This window comes from Iodobacter fluviatilis, from assembly GCF_900451195.1.
Lineage (GTDB): Bacteria > Pseudomonadota > Gammaproteobacteria > Burkholderiales > Chitinibacteraceae > Iodobacter > Iodobacter fluviatilis.
This window is the reverse complement of record NZ_UGHR01000001.1, coordinates 450,877-473,365: the sequence shown is the minus strand read 5'-3', so window position 1 is coordinate 473,365 and position 22,489 is coordinate 450,877. Positions and strand designations below refer to the sequence as shown.

Sequence of the window (22,489 nt, the reverse complement as noted above, 5' to 3'; positions counted from 1 at the left end):
AGGCGGAGGAAAAACTTTTGAGTTGGGTTGAGTTGGGTTGGACTTATTGTCAGCACTCAACCATTAAAAATTAATTCCGCAGCTCATGGCACGGGGCTTGAGTCTCCCCTTGAAGCACGCCGAAGCGAGGAATAAGCAGCTCGGGGTTTCGGAAAAGGGGTAGCGAGCTTGCTCCCGAGCAGCCTTTTTCGCCGAGTTGATTATCCACAGTGAGGGGTTTCGTGCTTCGTGGGGTCGCCTTCTTTGCTTACTTTCTTGGCGAAGCAGAAATCAAAGACTTCGCGGGGGATTCCCGCACCTAAACACCGTGCCGAAGGCACTAAAAAGGCCTGTTTGTTTTTTTACTAAATAGCGGTGAAGTGTCATGGCGGGTTACAGCCGAAATGTATTTGCGTCCTAATGAGCATCAAGTGCGGCCTAACCCACCCTAAGATGATCTGGTCAGAGTCGCCTTCTTTGGCTTCGTTTCTTGGCCGTTCAAGAAAGGAAGGCCCCCGCGGTGGCTACCGCTCCAAAATCAACGTGCCGAAGGCACTAAAAAGATCTTTTTGACTTTACTTAGCTTGGATGGTGAAACCCGCCGAGCTTTGCCATTAAATGATAGGAAAACGGCGGGTAAGCACCCGCCCTGCAAAAACACATAGCAATCCCCTAAGCCACGCCCTTAAGGATAAGTAATGAATTTTTCTGCCTGGTCGATCAGAAACCCCATCCCGGCCATTATGTTATTTGTCTTACTGTCTTTAGCCGGTGTGCTGTCTTTTCAAAGCATGAAGGTGCAGGACTTCCCAGATATTGAGCTGCCGATGGTCACGGTAACGGCCATACAGCCTGGGGCTGCGCCTGCTCAGCTGGAAAGCGAAGTGGCCAGAAAGCTGGAAAACTCCGTTTCTGCCTTACAGGGGGTCAAGCACGTTTACAGCAAAATTCAAGACGGCACCGTTATGCTCACGGTGGAATTTGTACTTGAAAAACCCATCAATGAAGCCGTAGAAGACGTACGAAATGCCATCAGCGGGGTGCGTGGTGATCTGCCCAGCGATCTAAAAGACCCCATTATCGGCAAGGTAGAATTCTCCAGCGTGCCCTTTCTGGTGTTTACCGTTGCATCCGGCTCCTTAGGCGAAGAAGCCCTTTCCTGGCTGGTAGATAACAAAATCAGCAAGGAAATCCGCTCTGTTTCTGGCGTGGGCAAGTTCTCCCGAGTCGGGGGGATCAACCGGGAAATTCGCGTAGAAATCGACCCTGCAAGGCTGGCCGCACTCAACGTCAGTGCGGCCGATGTTTCCCGCAGCCTTGCACAAACTCAGCGTGATTCATCCGGCGGGCGCAGCGATTTAATTGGCAGCGAGCAGGCGATCCGCACGCTATCTACCGTGCAAAGCGCGGGTGAATTAGGCCAGATGACACTACCTCTGAACGATGGCCGCAGCATCCGCCTCGATCAGGTTGCCACCATTACCGACACCACCGCCGAGCGCCGCTCGATTGCCCTCCTTGATGGCAAGCCTGTGGTGGGTTTTGAAATCAGCCGCTCACGCGGGGCAAGTGAGATTGAAGTCGCCGCAGGCATTCACGCTGCGCTGGAAAAGATCAAAGCCGCCAACGCGGGCCTCACCATCACCGAAGCCTACAATATGGCCGAGCCGGTGCAGGAGTCCTTTGACGGATCGATGAAGCTGCTATGGGAAGGCGCCCTGCTGGCCGTGCTGGTGGTGTGGTGGTTTTTACGCGACTGGCGCGCCACTTTAGTTTCTGCCGCCGCCTTGCCGCTCTCCATCTTGCCTGCTTTTATTGGCATGGCCTACCTTGGGTTCAGCCTGAATACGGTCACGCTGCTGTCTTTGGCGCTGATTGTCGGGATTCTGGTGGATGATGCGATTGTAGAAATCGAAAATATTGTCCGCCATTTACGCATGGGCAAATCCCCCTATCAGGCCGCCATGGAAGCAGCGGATGAGATTGGCCTTGCCGTGATCGCCACGACGTTTGCCCTTGTTGCCGTATTTTTGCCCACCGCCTTTATGGCGGGCGTGCCTGGAAAATTCTTTAAGCAATTTGGCTGGACAGCCGCACTGGCGGTTATGGCATCCCTGATTGTGGCGCGTTTACTCACGCCAATGATGGCGGCTTATATCCTCAAGCCCATCACCCACGAACATAAAGAAGGCCGCATTATGCAGGCCTATTTGAAGCTGGCACACTGGTGCTTAAGGCATCGCAAGCTAACTACCCTCTTCTCACTGCTGTTTTTTATTGGCTCGCTGATGCTGGTGCCCCTGCTGCCCACCGGCTTTATTCCGCCCGATGACCGATCGCAAACGCTGGTTAAAATTGAATTACCGCCCGGTGCCACGCTGGAAGAAACCAGCAGCGTAGCCGAACGCGCCCGCCTGCTGTTAGCGGGCGAAAAATCAGTGATCCGCATCTATACCGCCATTGGCGGAGGCGGCGCAGGCGCCGATCCTTTTGCTGCGGGCATTACCGAAGTCAACAAAGCGAATCTCACCTTAACGCTGAGCGGGCGCACTGAGCGGGATAAAAAAATCATTATTGAATCCCGTTTACGAGACTTACTTAAAGATATTCCCGGTGTACGCCTGAGCGTGGGCCTTGGAGGATCAGGTGAAAAATTTCAGCTCATTTTGCTAGGTGATGATCCGGCAACCCTCGTAGCCACAGCACAAAATGTAGAGCGCGATATGCGCACCCTTCAAGGCGTAGGCGCGGTGACCTCAAGCGCCAGCCTAGTGCGCCCCGAAGTCAGCATCCGGCCGGATTTGGCTAGGGCAGCCGATTTAGGCGTCAGTATTGCCAGTATTTCGGACACCATTCGTATCTCTACGGTCGGCGATTTTGATACTCAGGTCGCCAAGCTTAATCTTCCCGAGCGGCAAATCCCCATCGTTGTGCGCCTGCCCGACAGCACGCGCAAAGATTTAGAACAAATCAAACAGCTGAAAGTACCGGGCAAAAATGGCGATGTGATGCTGGGCGAAGTCGCCAGTGTTGAGCTGTCTTCTGGCCCCAGCCAGATTGACCGCTACGACAGGGCAAGAGACGTGATCTTTGATATAGAGCTGAGCGGGCGCTCGCTTGGGGACGTGAGCGCAGAAGTCGATCAACTGCCCAGCCTGCTGCAACTGCCCAAGGGCGTAGAGCGTGCAGCCTTTGGCGATGCAGAAGAAATGAAAAAACTCTTTGCCAGCTTTGGGATTGCCATGCTCACCGGCGTGCTCTGCATTTATATGGTGCTGGTGCTGCTGTTTAAAGACTTTATGCAGCCCGTTACTATTCTGGCGGCTTTACCTTTATCCATTGGTGGTGCATTTTTGGCGCTGCTCATCGCCCAAAGCTCATTCTCCATGCCCACGCTGATTGGCCTGATTATGCTGATGGGCATCGCCACCAAAAACTCCATTTTGCTGGTGGAATACGCCATCGTCGCCCGCCGTGAAGGCATGAGCCGCTTTGACGCGCTAATGGACGCAGGCTTAAAACGCGCCCGCCCCATCGTCATGACCACCATCGCCATGGGCGCAGGCATGTTACCGATTGCACTGGGCATCGGCATCGACCCCAGCTTCAGATCGCCGATGGCCATTGCCGTGATCGGCGGCCTGATCACCTCCACCCTGCTCAGCCTCTTGGTGGTGCCTGTGGTATTTACCTTTGTGGATGATTTTGTGCAGTGGCTGGGCAGGCGGAGAAAAGCTGAACAAACTTAGAAAAGCGCTAAACCATTGGCACAACATATTTAAAAAATTAAAGCGAAGCAAATATATTTTGAGGACTTATGGCACTTAATCTTTCAACGATTCAAGCTCGATTTGACAAAAAATTTCCATCCTCGGGCATCGTGCTGAGTGACTTCACCCGTACAGACGCCCCGATCACGTTAACCTGCCCTATCCATGGGAAAATCCAAGCATCGAAAGCGTCCAATATTCTTGCCTCAAAACACCCCTGCCCCCAATGCGGCAACGCCAAGTCCGACAAGGCGGGAATTGCTCACATCAAAGGAGCGAACAGAGGCGTGCTGACTGAAGAAGGGATCAAAGGACTGCAGGCCCTGCTGGACACGGCCCCCGGCGCGGCCTGCACGATGACTGGAAAGACCTATAAGAACGACGCGGGGATGTATGTATATGAATTCGCCTGCGTTCTTCATGGCCTGCAAAGCAGAACCAAAGGGGAGACGGCGCGAGGCTGCCCCGTGTGTGGCCAAGAAAGGAAATTAGCGACGTTCAAACGACAAGGCCAAGCCGTAAAGACCATGTACGAAAACCTCCGCAACGCAGCCATCAAGTATCCGTATAGCCTTGTAGGATCCGTTAGGGCAAAGTGATACCCATCAAAACACTGCTTTCTTGATGGGTATCGTCAAAATCGCTAAGCGAGGCAAACTTAGTTCAAAAAAAACCATCCTACGAAATCATAACCAACACATCAGAACTAGGCGCTCATCTTGATTTCCCGCCACACAACTTCGTCATTCCCGCATGCCTTTGGCGGGAATCCAGCTGCGCGGCTGGATCCCCGATAAATACATTCGGGGATGACGGTTTTGTGTTGATAAATCACCAAGGACACCCCATGAAATACATCGCACTAAGAGTTCGCACCGCCATGCTGGTTCACGGCTATACCGCCGAGAACAAGGAAATCGTCGAAGAATTCCATGACGAGCCTTTCTTAGAAAAACTGATCGCGATTGAGCGAATTCAATCTGTTACCGAGAAATATCTGCTAGTCAGCTCATCGCATGGCCGGGTGATGTATTGGGAATATGAGGGCGATTTAGATTCGATCGCGCAAAGATTAAATGCGGCGGGCTTACTCATTGCCTGATCATGCTCAATCCCCCTTCCCCCTTATTCAAACACCGCGCTTAAACCTGCGTGAATTGGTGGCCGGCGACGCCGCCGCGATCTTTGCCATTCATAGTGATGCAGACGCCATGCGCTGGTTTGGCTGCGATACCATGGCGGATCTTGCTGCAGCAAGCCAGTTGATTAAGATTTTTGCAAGCTGGCGCACCATGCCCAATCCTGGCACGCGCTGGGGCATTGAATATCAGGGGCAAATTGTTGGCAGCTGCGGGCTGTTTAAATGGGATAAAAATGCTAAGCACTGCCATATCGGCTACGAGCTGGCACAAAGCCACTGGGGCATGGGCCTGATGCGCGAAGCCTTGCTGGCGATCTTGGCTTGGGGCTTTGAGCATATGGCACTTAATCGCATTCAGGCCCAAGTACATCCGCAAAACTCAGCATCCATTAAATCTCTAGAGTCGCTTGGTTTTGTGCAGGAAGGCTGCTTTAGGGAAGCAGGATTCTGGCATGGGCAGCATCATGATTTATTGCAATACGCGCTGCTCAAAAGGGATTGGTAAGCATGAGAACGCTAAGCAGCGCTGATCTTATTTTAGAACCGCAAACGGCAGCCCATGCCGATGAAATGTTTGCCACTCATAGTGATACAGATGCCATGCACAAAGAAATTGAATATCAGAAGCCGCTTACCAGTAGTTGCGAACTATTTAATTGGGATAAAAAAGGCAAGCATTTGCCTAAGCAAGTGGGCGGCTGCTTTATTGCCGGGACGCTGGTACACACGGATCAGGGGCTCAAACCCATTGAAAAAATCCGGATCGGTGATCGCGTGTTATCGCAGCCGGAAGGTGGCGGTGAGCGGGTCTACAAACAAGTTGTCAATACCTTCACTTACGACGACAAAGAAATCTGGGTCGTTAAATATACGCTTGCAGCAGAAGATCATTTGAAACGCGATCAGCCGATCCACCATTTGTATGCCACGGCGAACCATCCATTCTGGGTGGATGGCGAAGGATGGACTGCGGCTGGGGAATTAAGGGCAGATCAGCAATTGCAGTTGGCTGATGGGGGCATTGCCATCGTGCAGCAAGTGTGGCCGGTTTGGCGCACACCGGTGGCAGGTATGGGCTGGGTGCGAACCGATATTCTGGGCATTCCAGACAACGAGAGTGAAGCGCATATTGTCACTTTCGACGCAGGCAGTGATCTCTGGGCATATCCATATCGTTGTGAGCGTGACGTTGCTGTACCCTATTCCTACCCAGGAGATTTTGATTGCAAGGTTTTTGATCATAAAGCAATGCTGTCGATTATTTATGACGAAGGGGATCGCGCATTTAAATCTCGCGTTTACAATCTGGAAGTAGAAGATTGCCACACCTATTATGTTGGCGAAGAAGGCGTCTGGGTTCGCAATAAAATGACTAAGGGCTAGAGAGATTGCATGAGGGGTAGCGCATCAAAATTTGTGATGAAACAAATTGCAATATGCCTGTTAAAAAAGAATCACAAAATATAGCTCAAAACAAACCGCTAACGACCTAACAAGATAAAGCCGTCATCCCCTAGTGCTTTTATTGGGAATCCAGACGCATCACCGGATTCGCAGCAAAGGCATACGGGAATGACGATGTTTCGTTGCAGCAAATGAATAATCTGTGCAAGCAACAGCCAATCAATTAAGCATGTTAAACCCGGATACGGATGAAAACGCCATGGTCCTCAGCGTTCAGGCAAGTGGCCCGGCTTTACCCGTGCCACACCACGCTTGAGGCCATTCTTCCAAAGGCGCCGGACGGCCAAAGTGATAGCCTTGGGCGCGCTGGCAGCCTAGCTCGTACAATCTTTTAGCTTGCTCGGCGGTTTCTACGCCTTCAGCCACCAGAGGTACATCAAACCCTGCAGCTAGGCGGATAATCGCGGAAATAATGGCTTCGCTCTTATGATTATCCAAAAAGCGGCTTACAAAAGACTGATCAATTTTCAGGCAATCAAAGGCAAACTGATGCAGATAAGACATGGATGAATAGCCCGTACCAAAATCATCAATGGCAATGGATACACCCAGATTTCTGATCCGCCCAATCAAAGTAGCAATCACATTACTGTCTTCAATCAAAATAGATTCAGTAATTTCCAGCGTTAAGTTATGGGGTGGTAAATGATACTCAAGCAGGATGTTTTCCAGATTCTGATAAAAATCAGACTGAATCAGCTGCCGCACAGAAACATTAACATGCACATCAAAATTACTGGCCCAGCCATTTCCCAACCGTTCAGCAATCTGGCGGCATGATTCACGCAGCACCCAATTACCAATTTGTAAAATCAAACCTGATTCTTCAGCTAAGGGAATAAATACTCCGGGCGCAACCAAGCCACGCTGGCCGCTTTGCCAGCGCACTAATGCCTCTGCCCCAATGACCTGGCTGTCATTTAAACTGACAACAGGCTGAAAATATATTCTGAATTCATTTTTCTCTATGGCTGCATTTAATTCAGCAATTAAATGTATTTTTTTAGCTGATTGTTCAGCCATGCTGCCCTGAAATACTTCATAAGAAATTGGGCCTTTTTCTTTAGCCTTACTCAATGCCATACTGGCATTGCGCATATTTTCAATCAAATCGTCATGATTAAAAGGGGTGCAGACCACGCCTAAACTGGCTGTAATCAAAACCTCATCATATTGCAAATTAAATGACTGCGAAAAACTGCCTTGAAAGCTATTAATCAAATGGTCAAGGCTGGTTTGATTAAAATCGATGGGCAGGCACACCACAAATTCTGTTTCTGCCACGCGTGCAAACAATGCTTTTTCCGGCAAATACGGCTTTAGATTATTGACAATAGCGCAGAGCAATTCTTCGCCCTGCTCATAACCGATACTATCGTGAATGCTGCGGTAATTATCCAGACCGATTAAAAACAAAGCATCCCATTTCATATCTGGCGATTTTTTAACCAGCTCAAGCATTTCCTCAAGCAAGCCTTCCCTGCTCAGCAGCCCGGTAATATGATCATGGCGGATACGGTAATTTAGCTGATCAAAAGAGCAGGATAAAGCGTTCGACATTTCATCAAATGCATTGGCCAGTAATTTAGTTTCTTTAAGCTGCAGCCCGCCTGCAATTGTAGGCTGCCATTCTTGTTTTGCCAAAAGCCGGGCGGTTTGTGCTGCAAGCAAAATAGGCTTTGTAATACTGGCAATGGTTTTCCACGCCACCAGTGCAGCAAACAAACCAATAATTAATACAATAATAAAGGTAATCAGCATATCTTTTTTAAGCGTGCCTAATAAATCACGCTCCGGAATTAAAACAACAATACGCCAATTTAAACCATTACCATCCACTACCGGAGAAACACGGCCATATATTCTTTCACCATTCAGATTAAATTCAAAATCTTTCACATCTTTTTTTAATAAAAGTGGCGCACTGTTTTTTACCATCAGATTTGAGCTGTCTTTAGGTTTCAGCAGCTTGGCACTTTCCTGATTTGGCAATTTTAATAAGGGCATGCGCGGCAAAGGGTCTTCATGGGTGGAGTGAGAAATAAGCTCGTTATTTTCCCCGACAATATAAATTGCCCCGTGGCCAAGATTAGGGCTGGCCCGCAGATAGTCATCAAAATTATCCAGCTTAATATCGCTAGCCACCACACCAATAAAATGAGCCGCCCCATCATATAGCGGGCTGCTAAATGAAACAGTAATCCCCTGCACCGCATCGTAATCCTGATAAGCCGCTGTCCATGATGGTTTTTTACTTTTTCCAACAGGGGCATACCATGGCCTTGGCCTTGGATCATAATTTGCAAATTGATTTAAAATGGGATCAGACGATTGCAAGCCTTTATAAAAGTTTAAATAACCATTCGTTCTGCGGTCTTTAAGCAGCAGAGAAAATTGATTGGTTAAAATTTCCCGGCTGATTGCAATATATTCACCATGCACAGAGCCAAATGAAATCAGGCTCAGTTGTTTTTGATCGGGGAAAACCTCACCCAGAATATGGGCAAACGGCACTTCAAACTGTGATAAATCTTTATCCAGAGGCGAATACTGCTCTCTCATCAGCACGGCCACCATTCGGTTTGCCAGTGCCGGGGCGCGCAGAAAAACATTTAAATCGCTGCGCACAGCCGCTACTTCAGCCGAAATCACTTTACTGCTTAAATCTTTAAGCATTTTGGATTGATTGCGCATTTGCAAACTAATAATCGAACCAAGCGTTAATGCCAGCATAATGATAAAAGTAGCAGTAACGGCAAACTGGAGTGACACCCTTCCGCGCAGTTTCAAATTTTCTAGTCCCAAAGCATGCCTCAACTTTTTAAGAATTTCACTGCGCAGCAAAACATCATCTGCCAAGCGCTGCGCCCAGCAAGAACGAGGCCTTCGTGCCATCTTACGATCATGCACCAATGTGCAGCTGATCATTCAATTTGTTTTAGATGGCTTACAAAAAAACAAGTGTTTATTTCAATTTAAGCCGATATTTGTTGCGGCTTGTTCAGTGCAATAAACCGATTTAAATGGGGAAATACCGGATTCAGCGCCGTATATTACTAAATTCTAATGTATATGACTACAAACCCTATGCAGAAACAGCAAGCGATATGCCATCAGGCACTTTAAATCAGCAACTTATGCATAGCCATTACATTAAGATACATTCTTATCCCACACTAAATCCTAGATCTAAAATTTTGCTTCTACAACATGACTCTTATTGTTACAAGCATAAAAAAATCGTAATGAAGTTAAGGCTTCAGTACGATTTTTTTTAACGTTTGCTTAAGGATTAATACAATCAGCCACAAAATCTATTCATCATTTAAATCCACAGCAGCAATGATTAATTGAAAAAAATAAATTGACTGCCCGCTCCAGTTTCACACCGGGCGGCAGTTAAGCATGCTTAAAAGCCCGCGCAAGGATCAGTCCTGTTTGCTGGGGCAATCAGCTGCTCCTGATCAAAAGCCCCCTGCTGACTACTTTCAACAAAGCCCACAGACAGTGTGTTGGGCAACCAAACCGGTACACCCATATCACGGCGCACATGGCCATTGCCCGCCAACAGCACCACGCCCCGCGCCTGATAAGGCTTCATCACTTTGGCCATCACGGCATCGCGGGCAATTTGCGCCAGCGCCATGCCATCGAGTAAGTTTTCTGGTAGCTTATTGCAATGCCCCACGCGCACTTCTTCACGCTGTGCTGCCAGCAAACCATCAGGTAACTGAGTTAGGCCCAACGCTTTGGCATCTGGCAGCGAAGAAAGGCCGGATTTCACCACTTTGCCTGCATCCTGGCGGGATAAATTAGCCGCAATAATCGGTAAATCGTAACGCATGGCCATTGCGATCACAGGGCGGTAAAGTGGCCAATCCCAGCGCTTGCCACCCATTTTTTGAATTAAATAATCAGGATTATCCGGCTGCTCCAGACGCGCCTGATCCAAATCTGCTTGGCTCTCCACATCAAACTGCTCCATGGCAATCGCCGGGCGCCAGCCTGCCTGCACCGCTTTTTCTAAAGCCTGAAAACGAGCCTGATGCCCGAGGGCGTTATCGTGCACTTCGCCCATCAAGACATAAGATTTACCCGCAAAAGGGGCGCTAGCAGGGCTGCTGGCACAGGCGCTTAAAACAAGTGCTGCACAAAGGGCAGGGAGGATTTTTTATACATGTGTGCCTTAGCAAATGAATGGTGGTGACAAATCTGTGAATCTCTTAGGGCGGGTGAAACCCGTCTAGTTTGGGCATGAAATACCAGGGAAAACGGCGGACTACACCCCATATGCGCAAACCATTTTGCTTTTACATTAGCAAACAACGAAAAACCATAACCACGCTCTTTGCATAGGGCTTTAAAGTCCCCTTGAAACACGCCGTAGCGAGGAACAAGCGGGGCGGGGTTTCGGCCAGGGAGCGAGGCAGCGAGCCAATCCCGCCTGCCGCCGACCCGATTGTCCGCAGCGAAGGGGTTCTCGTGTTTCGTGGGGCGGCCTTCTTTGGCTTCGTTTCTTGGCCGTTCAAGAAAGGAAGGCCCCCGCGGTGGCCAACCGCTCCAAAATCAACGTGCCGAAGGCACTAAAATGGTCTTTTTTATTTTGGTTTGCACACATGGGGTTACACCCGCCCTAAGATTCATGCTTATAAATGAGCGGCAGCTGGGCTGTGCCCAGCCTTCAAGTGTTAAGTAGAATCAAGCAGGATCTGCCGGCCCCAGAATGGTCCACGCTTTATAGAGGCGCTCATCCTCGGCAAAGATTTCTAGCATGGCACTGGCAACGTCTGCTCTGGGCAAATAATTGCCCGCATCATCGCGCCCTGCCAGCACTCGATACTGGCCGGTGGCGGGCTGATGACTCAGGCCTGCAGGCCTTGCAATCATCCAAGTTAAAGCGCTTTGCTCTAAGCGCTGTTCGGCCTGATTTTTAGCTTTAATTGCCTCGCCCAACATACGCTGAGCCCCTTCCGCTAATGAATCCCATTGATCGCCACAGCCCAAAGACGTGCCTAGTAAAAACCTTGCCTGAGGTGCAGCCACTTCTATAGCCTCGATCACATTTAAATTGCCTAGGGCATCAATCCGCTGCCCTGCTGCATTTTTACCGCCCAAAACACTGATCACCCGTTTTGCGCCAGCCTGTTGAATGGCGGCGATGCAGTCATCTAGGCTGAAAGCATCCCCCCTAATCAAGGTCATACCCAGCTCGCTTAAAGCGGCAGTATCGCTATCCGGCCTGACCATGGCGGCCGCCTTTTCACCGCGCAGCACACTGGCCCTGGCAAGGCATAATCCTAGCCCGCGGCTGGCGCCAAAAATCAATACATCGTGTATCACTTGAATGGCCTTTCAAAATTGTAAATAACAATCATCATCATTTAAACATTACAGCATTCCCTCCTCCTCTAGTAGCCCAAATAATGCGCATCATGCTTTTTAGACAGCCGCGACTTCAAAAAACCGATGCAGTGCTTCAAGCTGGCTGGCTGAGATTTCTCCTTTGCTATCCCTGCCTAAAAACACCTTAAACATCACGCCCCCCTCGTGATTGGTAAACAGCACAGAGGCTGTATCGCGGCCCATAAAGGGGCGCTCTATTACGTAAATTGCAGCGCAATTGCCCACCCTTAAATGCCCGTGCAAGCCGGTTGGCCCAGGCAAATTAAAAAACCCGTGGCTGAACTCCCCCGCAGGAATCGGCCCGGTGAATTCCATAATCACATCGCTGCTGTGCATAATCACCGTCACATCGCCCCAGTTGGCCATGTCCAGTAATAACTCAGCCATTTTTTCACCGGCAAGGCGCTGCCACATTGCAGCAGGCAGGCATTCAATCACCTCATTCATAGGCAGTGCAGCAGAGGCGGCTAAGCCTTCCAGCACCACGCCGGGATTTTTGCTAAGACGTTCACGTAAGGATTGGGTGTTGTTCATAGTTTGTTCCAAAAGTTAAATAAAAATGGCAAAAGCATTCAGTCAGGCCAATGCCAATGCCATGCGATGTAAATTGTGTAAGACGAGTTTCACCTGATATGTATTAAGCAAAGTCAAAAAGACCTTTTTAGTGCCTTCGGCACGTTGGTTTTGGAGCGGTTAGCCACCGCAGGGGCCTTCCTTTCTTGAACGGCCAAGAAACGAAGCCAAAGAAGGCCGCCCCACGAAACACGAAGGCCCCTACGCTGCGGACAATCGAGTCGGCGGCAGGCGGGATTGGCTCGCTGCCTCGCTCCCTGGCCGAAACCCCGCCCCGTTTGTTCCTCGCTCCGGCGTGTTTCAAGGGGACTTTAAAAAGCCCTATGCAAAGAGCGCGGCCATTACATTTTTTTGTTGTTTGCTGAAATTAAAACAAATTCAAAAAAATACTTTTAAATTGATATTTTCCTCCGTGAAACTCCATGTTCTCTGTGGTTCAGGATTTGGGTTTTACAACAGAGTAATCCACCAAAGCCCGCGCCATGCTTGGCCCCCAGAAACGGGCCAGTGGGGCGATGTGCCATAGTGAATTTTGCAGCGGCGTAATCAAGCCCTGCTGTTGCCAGCTTTGCAGCAGGGGCAGGCAGGCGACGGGTAAAAGAGATGCATCGATCTGGCCAATTTCGATGCTGCCTTGCAAAGCCGCAACCCAGTGCTGGCTTGGGTCTGAGCGGGAGACACGGGCGATTGCGGGCGATGCGGCATCCAGATAGCGCTCTAAATCAGACTCAATGGAATAGGCATAGCCTGCATGGCTACCGCCCCCGCCCGAGCCAAAAGCCAAGCAGCTATGGCCTGATTTAATCGCTAAGTTATAGCGATTACGCTCTCGCCCTTGGCCCGAGCCAAAATGGCTGTTTGAGAGCTGTTGCCAACCCGCTGCGGCAAAGCGATCCAGCGCCATTTGGTAAAAACCCAGCTGCGTGGGCAAGCCACTCATCGGTGGGAACACGCCTTTCTCCAGCATGCGCTGAATGGGTAGGCCGGGAAACAAATTAAAGGCATAAACATCAATGCCATCTAAGCCCAAGCCCAGCGCCACATCCAGATCATTCGCCCAGATGGCTGCATCTTGCCCAGGCAGGCCAAACATCAGATCGGCCACGACTACGGCTTCTTGCCCGGCAGCCAGTGCAGCCAAATAGGCGGCCGCCTCTTCTCCACCATGCTTGCGGCCTAAACGGCGGCGCAGCGGGGTATGAAAAGTTTGCACGCCTATCGAAAAACGATTCGCCCCTGCCGCAAGGCAAGCGTCGATTTTGGCGCGATCAAAATGCGAAATGCGCCCTTCTACGGTGATTTCGCAATCATCAGTCAGCGGCAAATACTGCTGCAAGGCACGCAGCAAGCGCGCCAGATCCGGCCCGGATAGTGCTGTAGGTGTTCCGCCGCCCAGATACACGGCAGCAATCGAGCCACCCGACACTCTGCTGGCTGCAGCATGCTGCAAATCTGCAATCACCCGGTTTACATAGGGAGTGCCATGCTCTTCTTTCCATGCGTTTTTATAAAAACCACAAAATACGCAACGATTAGCGCAAAAAGGAATATGCACATAGGCCAAAGAATTCGCAGGCAAAGGGGTTTGATTCATCTCTTGCCATGCAAGAGGCCATGCTTCGGCATCCAGCGCTTGCTGCCCCCAGAAAGGCATTAAGGCCCGGCGCTGACTAAAGGCAGTGGCAATAGCTTGGGTTTTATTGGGTTCTGAAATAAGGGTTTGCAATGGGTTTGCCTTTTATTTTATCGATAATGATTATCGTTAACACAAAAAAAGAAGGCCAGCCCAACTTACTCATATGATGATTTACATCAAGATTAAGACCATTTAAATATTCTGCCTGCAGTAAAAAAGTGCCTAAAAACGGCCATGATTCATTTAAAAACGCTAAACCAGCAGCCACAACCACCTATTTAACTAATTGAAAAATATAGAATAAACCGCCAACAGGCCACGCAAGACAAACGAGGTATCAACAGCTTGCCTCGCCATGATCTGAACCCTTTTTACCCGTTTTAAAACCCCTCCTATATTTTTACAAGAAGTGAAAGCATCTTACACATGGCTATTTTAGGTAAAATTCCATTGATAATGAGAATGACTATTGTTACGATAGTTGTGCTTATTGCATGCCCTATTCAGTACGCATCGCAATTTCAAACCGCAGCCTTCAGCAACACTTCGCGCCCATGGTCTACGCCGCCAGTGATGACTTCAATCGCAGGCATTTATCAGGAATCAGTATGCAACGCCGCACTCACGCTATCGCGCTCACTCTTTTAGCCGCCACCTTGCAAAGCGCATTCGCAAACAGTAGTAATTCTGCCCCCGCCGCTCAGTTAGAGCCTGTGGTGGTCACCGCAACGCGTACCGATAAAAAACTCGATGAATTGCCGCCATCGGTCAGCAGCACCGATCGCTCCGAATTGGATCGCAGCTTTATCAAGAATTACCGCGATTTAGCCAGCGAGGAGCCAGGCATTAATATCAGCCGCAATGGCCGCTACGGTTTATCCAGCGTGAATGTGCGTGGCTTAGAGGGCAACCGGGTGCTGATGCTGGTGGATGGCATACGCCTGCCCGATGCTTTTTCTTTTGGGGCCTATCTGAATAGTGGCCGCGATCAGGTTGATTTCAGCCAGCTCAGCGCCATCGAAGTGGCACGTGGCCCTTCATCTACGCTGTATGGCTCAGATGCTTTGGGCGGAGTGGTTGGGCTGCGTACCACGTCCCCCAGCGACATGCTGCGTGGCCGAGGCCATTTTGCGGGCCAGGTTAAATCAGATTACGACAGCAGCGATCAGGGACTGAGCGTACAAGCCGCCGTGGCCGGTGCATTTAATCAGGATACTTTCTGGCTGCTGCAAGCAGCTCAGCGCAAAGGCCATGAGTATGAAACCCAGGGCACAGTTGATAGCCAGGATTACCGCCGCACCACGGCTAATCCGCAAGACACCAATAAACGCAGCGTATTGGCAAAGGTAGAGCACTACTTTGAAAACGGCCACAAGCTAGCCATGGCAGCAGAAAACTATCGCAGCGAAGTAGATACCACGGTTTACACCGATATTGGCGCCCCCATGACGCCGTCGATTACTGGCAGCCAGGCCAATGATATCCAGACCCGCAGCCGCGTATCGCTGGATTACAGCTATACCGCAGCGTCGCAAGGATTGATCGACGCGGCCCAAGCCAAGCTGTATTACCAAACCCAGAATAATGAGCAAACCTCCACACAACAGCGGCGCAATGTAGCCAGCTGGCAGCGCTTATCTATTTATGATCAGGATATGGTGGGCATCTCAGGCTTAATCGAAAAACGCATCGCAGGCCCAATCAGCCAACATTGGACCCTTGGCGGTGAGTGGCTACAAAATGATTTAGCCGCCCTGCGCACCGGCACCATCGCCCCTGTGCGTGATGTCCCTAAAACCCAAACCACCCAATGGGGTATTTACGCCCAAAATGAGATGGGCTGGGATGAAGGCCGCTTTACGCTGACCCCGGCACTGCGCTATGACGCCTTTAAACTGCGCCCTAAGCTTGACGCAGAATTTATCAGCCAGGGTGGCAAGGCCGTTGCGCTGGATGACGCCAAGGTATCGCCTAAGCTGGCCGCCAGCTGGAAAATCGCCGAGCAAATCACCCTGTTTGGCCAATATAGCGAAGGCTTTCGTGCCCCAAGTGCAATGGAGCTGAACAGCAGTTATGTATCGCCCATGGGCTATGCCGCCATTGCTAATCCTGATTTAAAACCGGAAACCAGCCGTGGTGTAGAGCTGGGCGCACGCTTAGGCAACAGCACAGTGGGCGGCAGTTTCACGGCTTTTGATAATCGCTACAAAGATTTTATCGAACAAGTCAGCATTTCCTGCCCCGGCAACCCACTATGCGTACCCGGTACCAATATCACCTTCCAAAGTCAAAACCAAAGCCGTGTCCGTATCTACGGAGCAGAAAGCCGTGCCCACTGGCAGATCAATAAAGACTGGCGTACATGGGGCAATATGGCCTGGACGGTTGGCCGTAATGAAGATACTGACGAATCACTCGACAGCGTTGCACCATTAAAAGCAGTGTTTGGCCTTGAATACAGCAAGGAGCAATGGGGCGGCAACGCGCTGCTCACCGCCGCCAGCGCCAAAACCCGAGTATCCAAGGATAGCTATTTCAAATCACCCGGCTATGGCACCGTCGATTTAGCCCTCTGGTGGACCCCCATCAAGGATCTAAAACTATCCGGCGGCGTATTTAATATTGCCGATCAAAAATACTGGATAGACAGCGATGTGCGCTTTTTAGCCGCCAACAGCAGCACGCTGGACCGCTACAGCCAACCGGGCCGCAATGTGCGGGTGTCGGCAGATTGGCGGTTTTAAAAGCTAGCGTATGTTGTTCAGGAAAACCCAAACCTTGAAACACGGAGGCCACAGAGAACACGAAGTTTCAAGGAGAAAAACAGGCTTTGAATTAAGACATTTTCCATTGTGTTTTAAGTATTTCTGAAGCCTAAATAATCTGGCGTTTCATCACGGCTAGTTGCACGGGGCTTAAATCTCAATCCTGTCAACTTAACAAGATTGGGTTTGATTTTTATAGGGTGTGCAAGTCGTTTTTCTTGCGCACCGATTTCGGTGCAGAGCGACTACGTCGTTGTGCACCCTATAAAAACTTAGCTCCTGAGTTGTTTTTCTCTGTGCTCTTTGTAATCAACTTGCCGAAGACACTTAAAAAATCTTTTTGACTTTAGTTAGAGCACCTAAGGTGCCCCCGCCCAAAGCCATATCAACCGATCAATAAGGACACACCATGCACGCACTCTCTACCCAGGAACGCAACGCTGTACTGAAAGCCAACTACGAAGCGCTGGCTGCGGCCGAGCCTAAACTTCGCGCCCGTGATCGCGCGGCCCGCCTGCAAGTATCTGAAGCCGAGCTGGTTGCGGCGCAATGCGGCGTAGAAGCAATTGCCCTCACCGGCACACCACAGGAGATTTTTATCCAGCTGCAAAACTTAGGCGAAGTGATGGTGCTCAGCCGCAATGACTGGTGTGTGCACGAGCGCCATGGCCGCTATGAGGAAATCCACGCAACAGGCCTAGTAGGCATGGTGCTGGGTAAAGATATCGACCTGCGGATGTTTTTTAGCTACTGGAAACATGCTTTTGCCGTGAATGAAAACGGCCGCCGCAGCGTGCAGTTTTTTGATGGCGCTGGAGAGGCCGTTCATAAAGTTTACTTAACTGAAAAAAGCGATGCTGCCGGCTACGATGCCTGTGTCAGCCAGTTTGCCGCAGCTGAAATCCCAGCCATGCAAATTGAGGCTTACCCCATCGACACCAGCCGTGGCGATTGCCAGGATAACGCAGCCTTGCGCGAGCACTGGCTTAGCCTGACCGATACCCACGGCTTTTTCCCTATGCTGGGCAAGCATAAAGTCACCCGCCTAGCCGCCTTAAAAGCAGCAGGGGATGATCTGGCACAACGCGTGGCGATTGATGCCACAGAAATCATGCTGCAGCGCGCTGCTACCGAAAAACTGCCGATTATGTGCTTTGTCAGCAACCGTGGCATGGTTCAAATCCACTCTGGCCCGGTAGAAAAATTATTACGCACCGGCCCTTGGTTCAATATTCTGGACCCGATGTTTAATCTGCACCTCAACACCACCGCCATCAGCGAATGCTGGGTGGTGAATAAGCCAACCAGCGACGGCTGGGTGACCTCACTTGAGGTTTACACCGAAGGTGGTGAGCTGATTGTGCAATTCTTTGGCGTAAGAAAACCAGGCGTGCCTGAGTTGCCAGAATGGCGCAAGCTGATGTGCGATCTTTGTAGCACCCCTTTGGCAGGCTGATCCCATGAAAAAATGGCTTATCACGTCTGTTTTACTGACGCTGCTTCAACCTGCACTGGCCGCTGCCCCAAAGAAAATCGTGACCTTAGGCGGCCCCATCACAGAGATCGTTTACGCACTGGACGCTGAAGCGCGGCTGGTAGCGGTGGATCAATCCAGCGTTTACCCGCCTGCAGCCAATAAATTGCCCAAGGTAGGTTACTACCGCGCTTTTTCGGTGGAAGGCGTGCTGTCGCAAAAGCCTGACTTGATTCTGGCCTCTGATCAGGCTGGCCCGCCGGAAGCGTTGGCAAAGCTACAACGCACCGGGGTGCCTGTGATTGTGCTGCCAAGCGCGCCTAATTTGGCCGCACTGGAAAAACGCATCACCGGCATCGCCAGCGCTTTACACGAGGAAGAAAAAGGCAAGAGCATCGTGGCCAAGCTAAAGCGTGATGTCATTGCAGCCCCGGCCAGCAACACCCGCGCCCTGCTCCTGATCAGCCGCAGTGGCAGCCCCGAAGGCGCTGGCAATGAAACCACTGCCGACGCCATCTTGAAATTAGCCGGTTTAAACAATGTACTGGCCAAACAACAGGGCTACAAACCGCTGTCCATGGAAAGCATCGCCGCGCTGCAGCCGGATGTCATTGTGCTGTCGGGAATGTCAGTCCAAAACCTTGGCGGCCTAGAAAAAGTACTCGCCATGCCAGGACTGGCTCAGACCCCTGCGGCCAAAAACAAGAAAATTGTAGTGATGGATGACCTGCTGCTGCTCGGCTTTGGTGTACGTCTGCCAGAAGCGTTGCAACAGTTAAAGCAGGTGTCCAAGTAGGAGAACCTCATAGGTGCCAAGCAAACAGCGAGGAATGCAATAAACGCGCTGTTTGCATGGGGCTTAAATCCTCCCCTTGAAGCCGCTACACGAGGAACAAGCGGGGCGGGGTTTCTTTGATCCTGTTTGAGCGAGCGAAGTAAGTCCCGCAGCCGCCGACTCGATTGTCCGCAGCGCAGGGGTCTTCGTGTTTTTGGTGTTGTCGCTTTGGTTCTTTTCTTGGCGAAGAAAAGAACGCCCCTGCGGTGGCTACCGCTCCAAAATCAACGTGCCGAAGGCACTCATCTTTTTCCCCTTGTACCAGGATTGATCATGACCGCAATAAGCCAGCCCCGCACAACCTTGCCGCAGTTTTCAAACTGGCTGCTGTGGGCCTTAGGCGGCTTGCTTATTTTGCTGATGATGATTTCAGCCAGCAGTGGCGCTGTTGCCATTCCGCTTAGCGAGTTACCGCAGTTAATCTTCAACCCCCGATTTGAAATCGGCACCGAGCAGCAGCTCTGGCAAAGCGTTTTGCTGGATATGCGCCTGCCGCGCGTTGTATTTAGCGCACTGGCCGGGGCGGTATTGGCGCTCACTGGCGCAGCCATGCAAGCTTTATTCAGAAACCCGCTGGCCGAGCCTGGCCTGTTGGGCATTACCTCAGGCGCATCCTTAGGGGCAGTCACGGCCATTTTATTTGGTGGGGGCAGCTTAATGGTGCTGGCCCCGGCGGCCTTTCTTGGCAGCCTGATTGCCACGGCGCTGGCTTATCACTTGGGCAAACATTATCAGGGCATTGCCGGGCTGCTGCTGGCGGGGATTGCCATCAATGCCATCTGCTTCAGCCTGATCGGGCTGATGACCTATATGGCAGATGATCAACAGCTGCGCAGCCTGACCTTCTGGAGCATGGGCAGTCTGGCAGGTGGCACATGGTCTTTGCTTAGCGTGCTAAGCCCTGTCCTGCTGATGATTTCGGCGCTGATTCTGCGCCACTGGCGCGCCATGAATGCACTGCTCTTAGGTGAGCGCGAAGCACAGCATTTAGGCTTTCCCATGAAGGCCATCCGTCGCAAGTTAGTCTTGCTCACCGCACTATTAATTGGCCCGCTGGTGGCAGCAACCGGCGGAATAGGCTTTGTAGGGCTGGTCGTACCACATTTAGTCAGAATGGTGCTGGGTGCTGATCATCGGCGTTTATTGCCCGCATCGATGCTGGCCGGTGCCATTGCCCTTGTCGCCGCCGACTGCCTAGCCCGCCTTGTGGCACAACCCGCCGAGCTGCCAATTGGCATCGTCACCAGCCTGATCGGTGGGCCGTTCTTTCTTTGGTTGCTGATTTCGCGGAAATAAACCGTACGGGCGATGACTCTTGGTATGCACATAAAACCTAAATTCTGAACGACAGAGGGCACAGAATGACACGGAGGATACCAAGAAAAATGATCCGTTTTTTATGCCTTTTGTGTTTTAGCGAACATCTGCTTTAGCGCTCTGTGACATGACCCCTTTTAAAGAGCAGACGCGATCAGCAGAAGTGGCTTCAGCCGCAAATGCCCTCTTACCCGTGTGGAAAAACAAATGCCCAGCTTATTAAACACTCAGAATCTTTACTTTAAACGCGGCAAGCAGCTGATTTTGAATGATGTTTCTCTGACGCTGCGTGCCGGTGAAGTCACGGCCATTCTGGGTGCCAATGGTGCAGGCAAGTCCACGCTGCTGTCGCTGCTGTCTGGCGAGATCAAGGCCGATCAGGGTGCTATCTGCTTAAAAGGGGAAAATATCGCTGATATGCCAGCGGCAAAACTCGCCCGTCAGCGTGCTGTGCTGCCGCAAAACCCGAATCTCACTTTCGATCTTGGGGTCGAAGAAGTCATTGCCATGGGGGCTTACCCCTTTGCAGAGCTGTCACCCCATACCGTGTACAACTTAAGCTTAAAGGTTTTACAACTCGCCGATATCAGCCATCTGGCCCAGCGCCGTTACACCCAGCTATCCGGTGGTGAGCAACAACGCGTGCAATTTGCCCGCGTGCTGCTGCAAATCCTCGCGAATCCAGGCCAGCCACGGTATTTGCTGCTAGATGAGCCCACCGCCAGCCTAGACCCACGCCATCAGCACGATTTACTTGCCGTAGTCAGCCGCCTGGCGCAGAGCGAAAATATCGCCGTAGCCGTCGTCCTGCACGACGTAAACCTCGCCGCCCGCTGGTGCAACCATTTGCTGCTGCTTAAAAACGGCAGCACCGTCGCCTGCGGCACACCCAAGGAAGTTCTCACCCCCAGCCTGCTCAGCACCGCCTACGGCATTGCATCCACCGTCATCCCGCATCCTAAGCATGAGGAGCGGTGTTTGGTGTTGTTTGAATAAGGGATGAAGCGCAGTACCCCCAAAAGCTTGAACCACGAAGAACACAAATTTTCCATCACAGAAACATAGTGATCCGTAAATCAAAAATAAACTTTCAATAAAAAAAGCCGAATTGCTTCGGCTTTTTTTTGCGCCCTACCCTGCCTACTTCCCATACATAGGCGAATAATTCACCGGCAGCCATTCATAGCCCTTATCCGCTTTCCGTAAATGCCCAAGCCCCGGAAAAGAAAGGTGAGCAGAGCCGATTAAATAGCCCTGTTTAGCCGCTTCGGCATAAGCTTTTTTACGCTCTATAGCAGCAGCCTTACTGTCAGTATCAAATTGAATCGTTACACTGGGCTGAGCAAATTGCACAGCAGCAACGTGCATTAAATCGCCCCACAGCACCAGCGTTTGTCCCTTACTTTCTACCTTATAAATACTATGCCCGGCGGTATGACCATGCGCTGCCACCGCTTTAACGCCGGGAATTAAATCTGTATCACCATTAAACGTCTTCAGCTTTCCCGCTTTGATATAGGGATTCACCGAAGCCATTGCGCCTTGAAAATATATTTTGGCGTCTGCAGGTGCAGCATCCATATTGGCCTGGCTCAGCCAGAAATCCACATCACGCTGATCCAGCCGCAATATGGCATTTGGAAAAGCCAGCTCTCCGCCTGCCATCAGCCCGCCCATATGATCGCCATGCAAATGGGTGATATAGACTTCATCAATTTGCTCAGGTGAATAACCCGCGGCCTTCAAACTTTCACCAAAATGCCCCAGCGTTGGGCCAAATAAACCCGCTGCGCCGGTATCCACCAACACCAGTTTCTCACCGGTGTTAATTAAATACGCATTCACGGAGGTTTCTAAAGGGCTGGATAAAAAATATTTGGCCAAAGTTTTTTCAACTTTAGTCTTGCTGGTATTCGTAAGAATATTGCTCACCGGCAGTGAAACGGTGCCATCTGATAAAGCCGTTATTTCAAAATCACCCAGCATCACCCGATAAAACCCTGGTGCCGAAGTTTTTACCACAGGCGCTGCCGCCCCGGCCTGAAACGTAGTTAAAACCATTGCACCTAACAGCAAACGTTGAAACGAATTCATCGCTTTCTCCTGTAATGAATCAATGAAATAACAGCGCT

The 22,489-nt window shown here is 50.8% G+C and carries 17 protein-coding genes; 10 read left to right on the top strand and 7 right to left on the bottom strand.

What is annotated here, in order from left to right; translation table 11 throughout:
* Positions 1-677 precede the first annotated feature (677 nt).
* The 5 genes from DYD62_RS02170 (at position 678) to DYD62_RS02150 (ending at position 6,273) form a co-directional block, all read left to right on the top strand.
* On the top strand, positions 678-3,728 hold the full coding sequence (locus DYD62_RS02170) for an efflux RND transporter permease subunit (RefSeq protein ID WP_115225857.1): 3,051 nt from the start codon (positions 678-680) through the stop codon (positions 3,726-3,728).
* Between the two features lie 68 nt (positions 3,729-3,796).
* Positions 3,797-4,348: a DUF723 domain-containing protein gene (locus tag DYD62_RS02165; RefSeq protein WP_115225856.1), complete on the top strand. Its 552-nt coding sequence runs from the start codon at positions 3,797-3,799 to the stop codon at positions 4,346-4,348.
* A gap of 248 nt (positions 4,349-4,596) precedes the next feature.
* Positions 4,597-4,851 (top strand): hypothetical protein, encoded by a 255-nt coding sequence (locus DYD62_RS02160; RefSeq protein ID WP_115225855.1) that lies wholly within the window; start codon positions 4,597-4,599, stop codon positions 4,849-4,851.
* On the top strand, positions 4,844-5,395 hold the full coding sequence (locus tag DYD62_RS02155; RefSeq protein ID WP_233702859.1) for a GNAT family N-acetyltransferase: 552 nt from the start codon (positions 4,844-4,846) through the stop codon (positions 5,393-5,395). The genes DYD62_RS02160 and DYD62_RS02155 overlap by 8 nt, the downstream gene beginning before the upstream one ends.
* A 2-nt stretch (positions 5,396-5,397) precedes the next feature.
* Complete coding sequence (locus DYD62_RS02150) at positions 5,398-6,273, top strand: polymorphic toxin-type HINT domain-containing protein (protein WP_115225853.1); 876 nt, start codon at positions 5,398-5,400, stop codon at positions 6,271-6,273.
* A 294-nt stretch (positions 6,274-6,567) separates the two neighbouring features.
* Here the strand turns inward: DYD62_RS02150 and DYD62_RS02145 are convergent, their stop codons facing one another.
* The 6 genes from DYD62_RS02145 to DYD62_RS02120 all read right to left on the bottom strand — a co-directional run bounded on the left by DYD62_RS02145 (position 6,568) and on the right by DYD62_RS02120 (position 14,234).
* Positions 6,568-9,249 (bottom strand): EAL domain-containing protein, encoded by a 2,682-nt coding sequence (locus tag DYD62_RS02145; RefSeq protein WP_165928579.1) that lies wholly within the window; start codon positions 9,247-9,249, stop codon positions 6,568-6,570.
* A 514-nt stretch (positions 9,250-9,763) separates the two neighbouring features.
* Entirely contained in the window at positions 9,764-10,522 is a 759-nt protein-coding gene (locus tag DYD62_RS02140) for a ChaN family lipoprotein (RefSeq protein WP_115225851.1), read from the bottom strand.
* 530 nt (positions 10,523-11,052) lie between these two features.
* Complete coding sequence (locus DYD62_RS02135; RefSeq protein ID WP_165928578.1) at positions 11,053-11,694, bottom strand: NAD(P)-dependent oxidoreductase; 642 nt, start codon at positions 11,692-11,694, stop codon at positions 11,053-11,055.
* A gap of 99 nt (positions 11,695-11,793) precedes the next feature.
* Complete coding sequence (gene hutX / locus DYD62_RS02130) at positions 11,794-12,291, bottom strand: heme utilization cystosolic carrier protein HutX (RefSeq protein ID WP_115225849.1); 498 nt, start codon at positions 12,289-12,291, stop codon at positions 11,794-11,796.
* Between the two features lie 475 nt (positions 12,292-12,766).
* Complete coding sequence (gene hutW / locus DYD62_RS02125) at positions 12,767-14,056, bottom strand: heme anaerobic degradation radical SAM methyltransferase ChuW/HutW (RefSeq protein ID WP_115225848.1); 1,290 nt, start codon at positions 14,054-14,056, stop codon at positions 12,767-12,769.
* Positions 14,028-14,234, bottom strand: coding sequence for a hypothetical protein (locus DYD62_RS02120; RefSeq protein ID WP_132038594.1), 207 nt, complete (start codon positions 14,232-14,234; stop codon positions 14,028-14,030). The genes hutW and DYD62_RS02120 overlap by 29 nt, the downstream gene beginning before the upstream one ends.
* Positions 14,235-14,574: 340 nt before the next feature.
* Between DYD62_RS02120 and DYD62_RS02115 the strand changes: the two genes are divergently transcribed.
* From DYD62_RS02115 to DYD62_RS02095, 5 genes are all read left to right on the top strand, one after another.
* A complete protein-coding gene (locus DYD62_RS02115; protein ID WP_165928577.1) occupies positions 14,575-16,710 on the top strand; it encodes a TonB-dependent hemoglobin/transferrin/lactoferrin family receptor in 2,136 nt (711 codons plus the stop codon).
* 430 nt (positions 16,711-17,140) lie between these two features.
* Positions 17,141-18,187 (top strand): hemin-degrading factor, encoded by a 1,047-nt coding sequence (locus DYD62_RS02110; RefSeq protein ID WP_115225845.1) that lies wholly within the window; start codon positions 17,141-17,143, stop codon positions 18,185-18,187.
* A gap of 4 nt (positions 18,188-18,191) precedes the next feature.
* Positions 18,192-19,001: a heme/hemin ABC transporter substrate-binding protein gene (locus DYD62_RS02105; RefSeq protein WP_115225844.1), complete on the top strand. Its 810-nt coding sequence runs from the start codon at positions 18,192-18,194 to the stop codon at positions 18,999-19,001.
* Between the two features lie 312 nt (positions 19,002-19,313).
* Positions 19,314-20,336, top strand: a complete 1,023-nt coding sequence (locus tag DYD62_RS02100) for a FecCD family ABC transporter permease (protein WP_115225843.1) — start codon at positions 19,314-19,316, stop codon at positions 20,334-20,336.
* Between the two features lie 228 nt (positions 20,337-20,564).
* Positions 20,565-21,353, top strand: coding sequence for a heme ABC transporter ATP-binding protein (locus tag DYD62_RS02095; RefSeq protein WP_115225842.1), 789 nt, complete (start codon positions 20,565-20,567; stop codon positions 21,351-21,353).
* 144 nt (positions 21,354-21,497) lie between these two features.
* Here DYD62_RS02095 and DYD62_RS02090 read toward each other — a convergent pair whose 3' ends face one another.
* Entirely contained in the window at positions 21,498-22,451 is a 954-nt protein-coding gene (locus DYD62_RS02090; protein ID WP_115225841.1) for an MBL fold metallo-hydrolase, read from the bottom strand.
* Between the last annotated feature and the right edge of the window lie 38 nt (positions 22,452-22,489).

Excerpts from the sequence above, each read along its gene's own strand:
- DYD62_RS02170 (WP_115225857.1), top strand. The coding sequence starts at position 678 with ATGAATTTTTCTGCCTGGTCGATCAGAAACCCCATCCCGGCCATTATG.
- DYD62_RS02165 (WP_115225856.1), top strand. The coding sequence starts at position 3,797 with ATGGCACTTAATCTTTCAACGATTCAAGCTCGATTTGACAAAAAATTT.
- DYD62_RS02160 (WP_115225855.1), top strand. The coding sequence starts at position 4,597 with ATGAAATACATCGCACTAAGAGTTCGCACCGCCATGCTGGTTCACGGC.
- DYD62_RS02150 (WP_115225853.1), top strand. The coding sequence starts at position 5,398 with ATGAGAACGCTAAGCAGCGCTGATCTTATTTTAGAACCGCAAACGGCA.
- DYD62_RS02145 (WP_165928579.1), bottom strand. The coding sequence starts at position 9,249 with ATGGCACGAAGGCCTCGTTCTTGCTGGGCGCAGCGCTTGGCAGATGAT.
- hutX (WP_115225849.1), bottom strand. The coding sequence starts at position 12,291 with ATGAACAACACCCAATCCTTACGTGAACGTCTTAGCAAAAATCCCGGC.
- DYD62_RS02115 (WP_165928577.1), top strand. The coding sequence starts at position 14,575 with ATGCAACGCCGCACTCACGCTATCGCGCTCACTCTTTTAGCCGCCACC.
- DYD62_RS02110 (WP_115225845.1), top strand. The coding sequence starts at position 17,141 with ATGCACGCACTCTCTACCCAGGAACGCAACGCTGTACTGAAAGCCAAC.
- DYD62_RS02105 (WP_115225844.1), top strand. The coding sequence starts at position 18,192 with ATGAAAAAATGGCTTATCACGTCTGTTTTACTGACGCTGCTTCAACCT.
- DYD62_RS02100 (WP_115225843.1), top strand. The coding sequence starts at position 19,314 with ATGACCGCAATAAGCCAGCCCCGCACAACCTTGCCGCAGTTTTCAAAC.
- DYD62_RS02095 (WP_115225842.1), top strand. The coding sequence starts at position 20,565 with ATGCCCAGCTTATTAAACACTCAGAATCTTTACTTTAAACGCGGCAAG.
- DYD62_RS02090 (WP_115225841.1), bottom strand. The coding sequence starts at position 22,451 with ATGAATTCGTTTCAACGTTTGCTGTTAGGTGCAATGGTTTTAACTACG.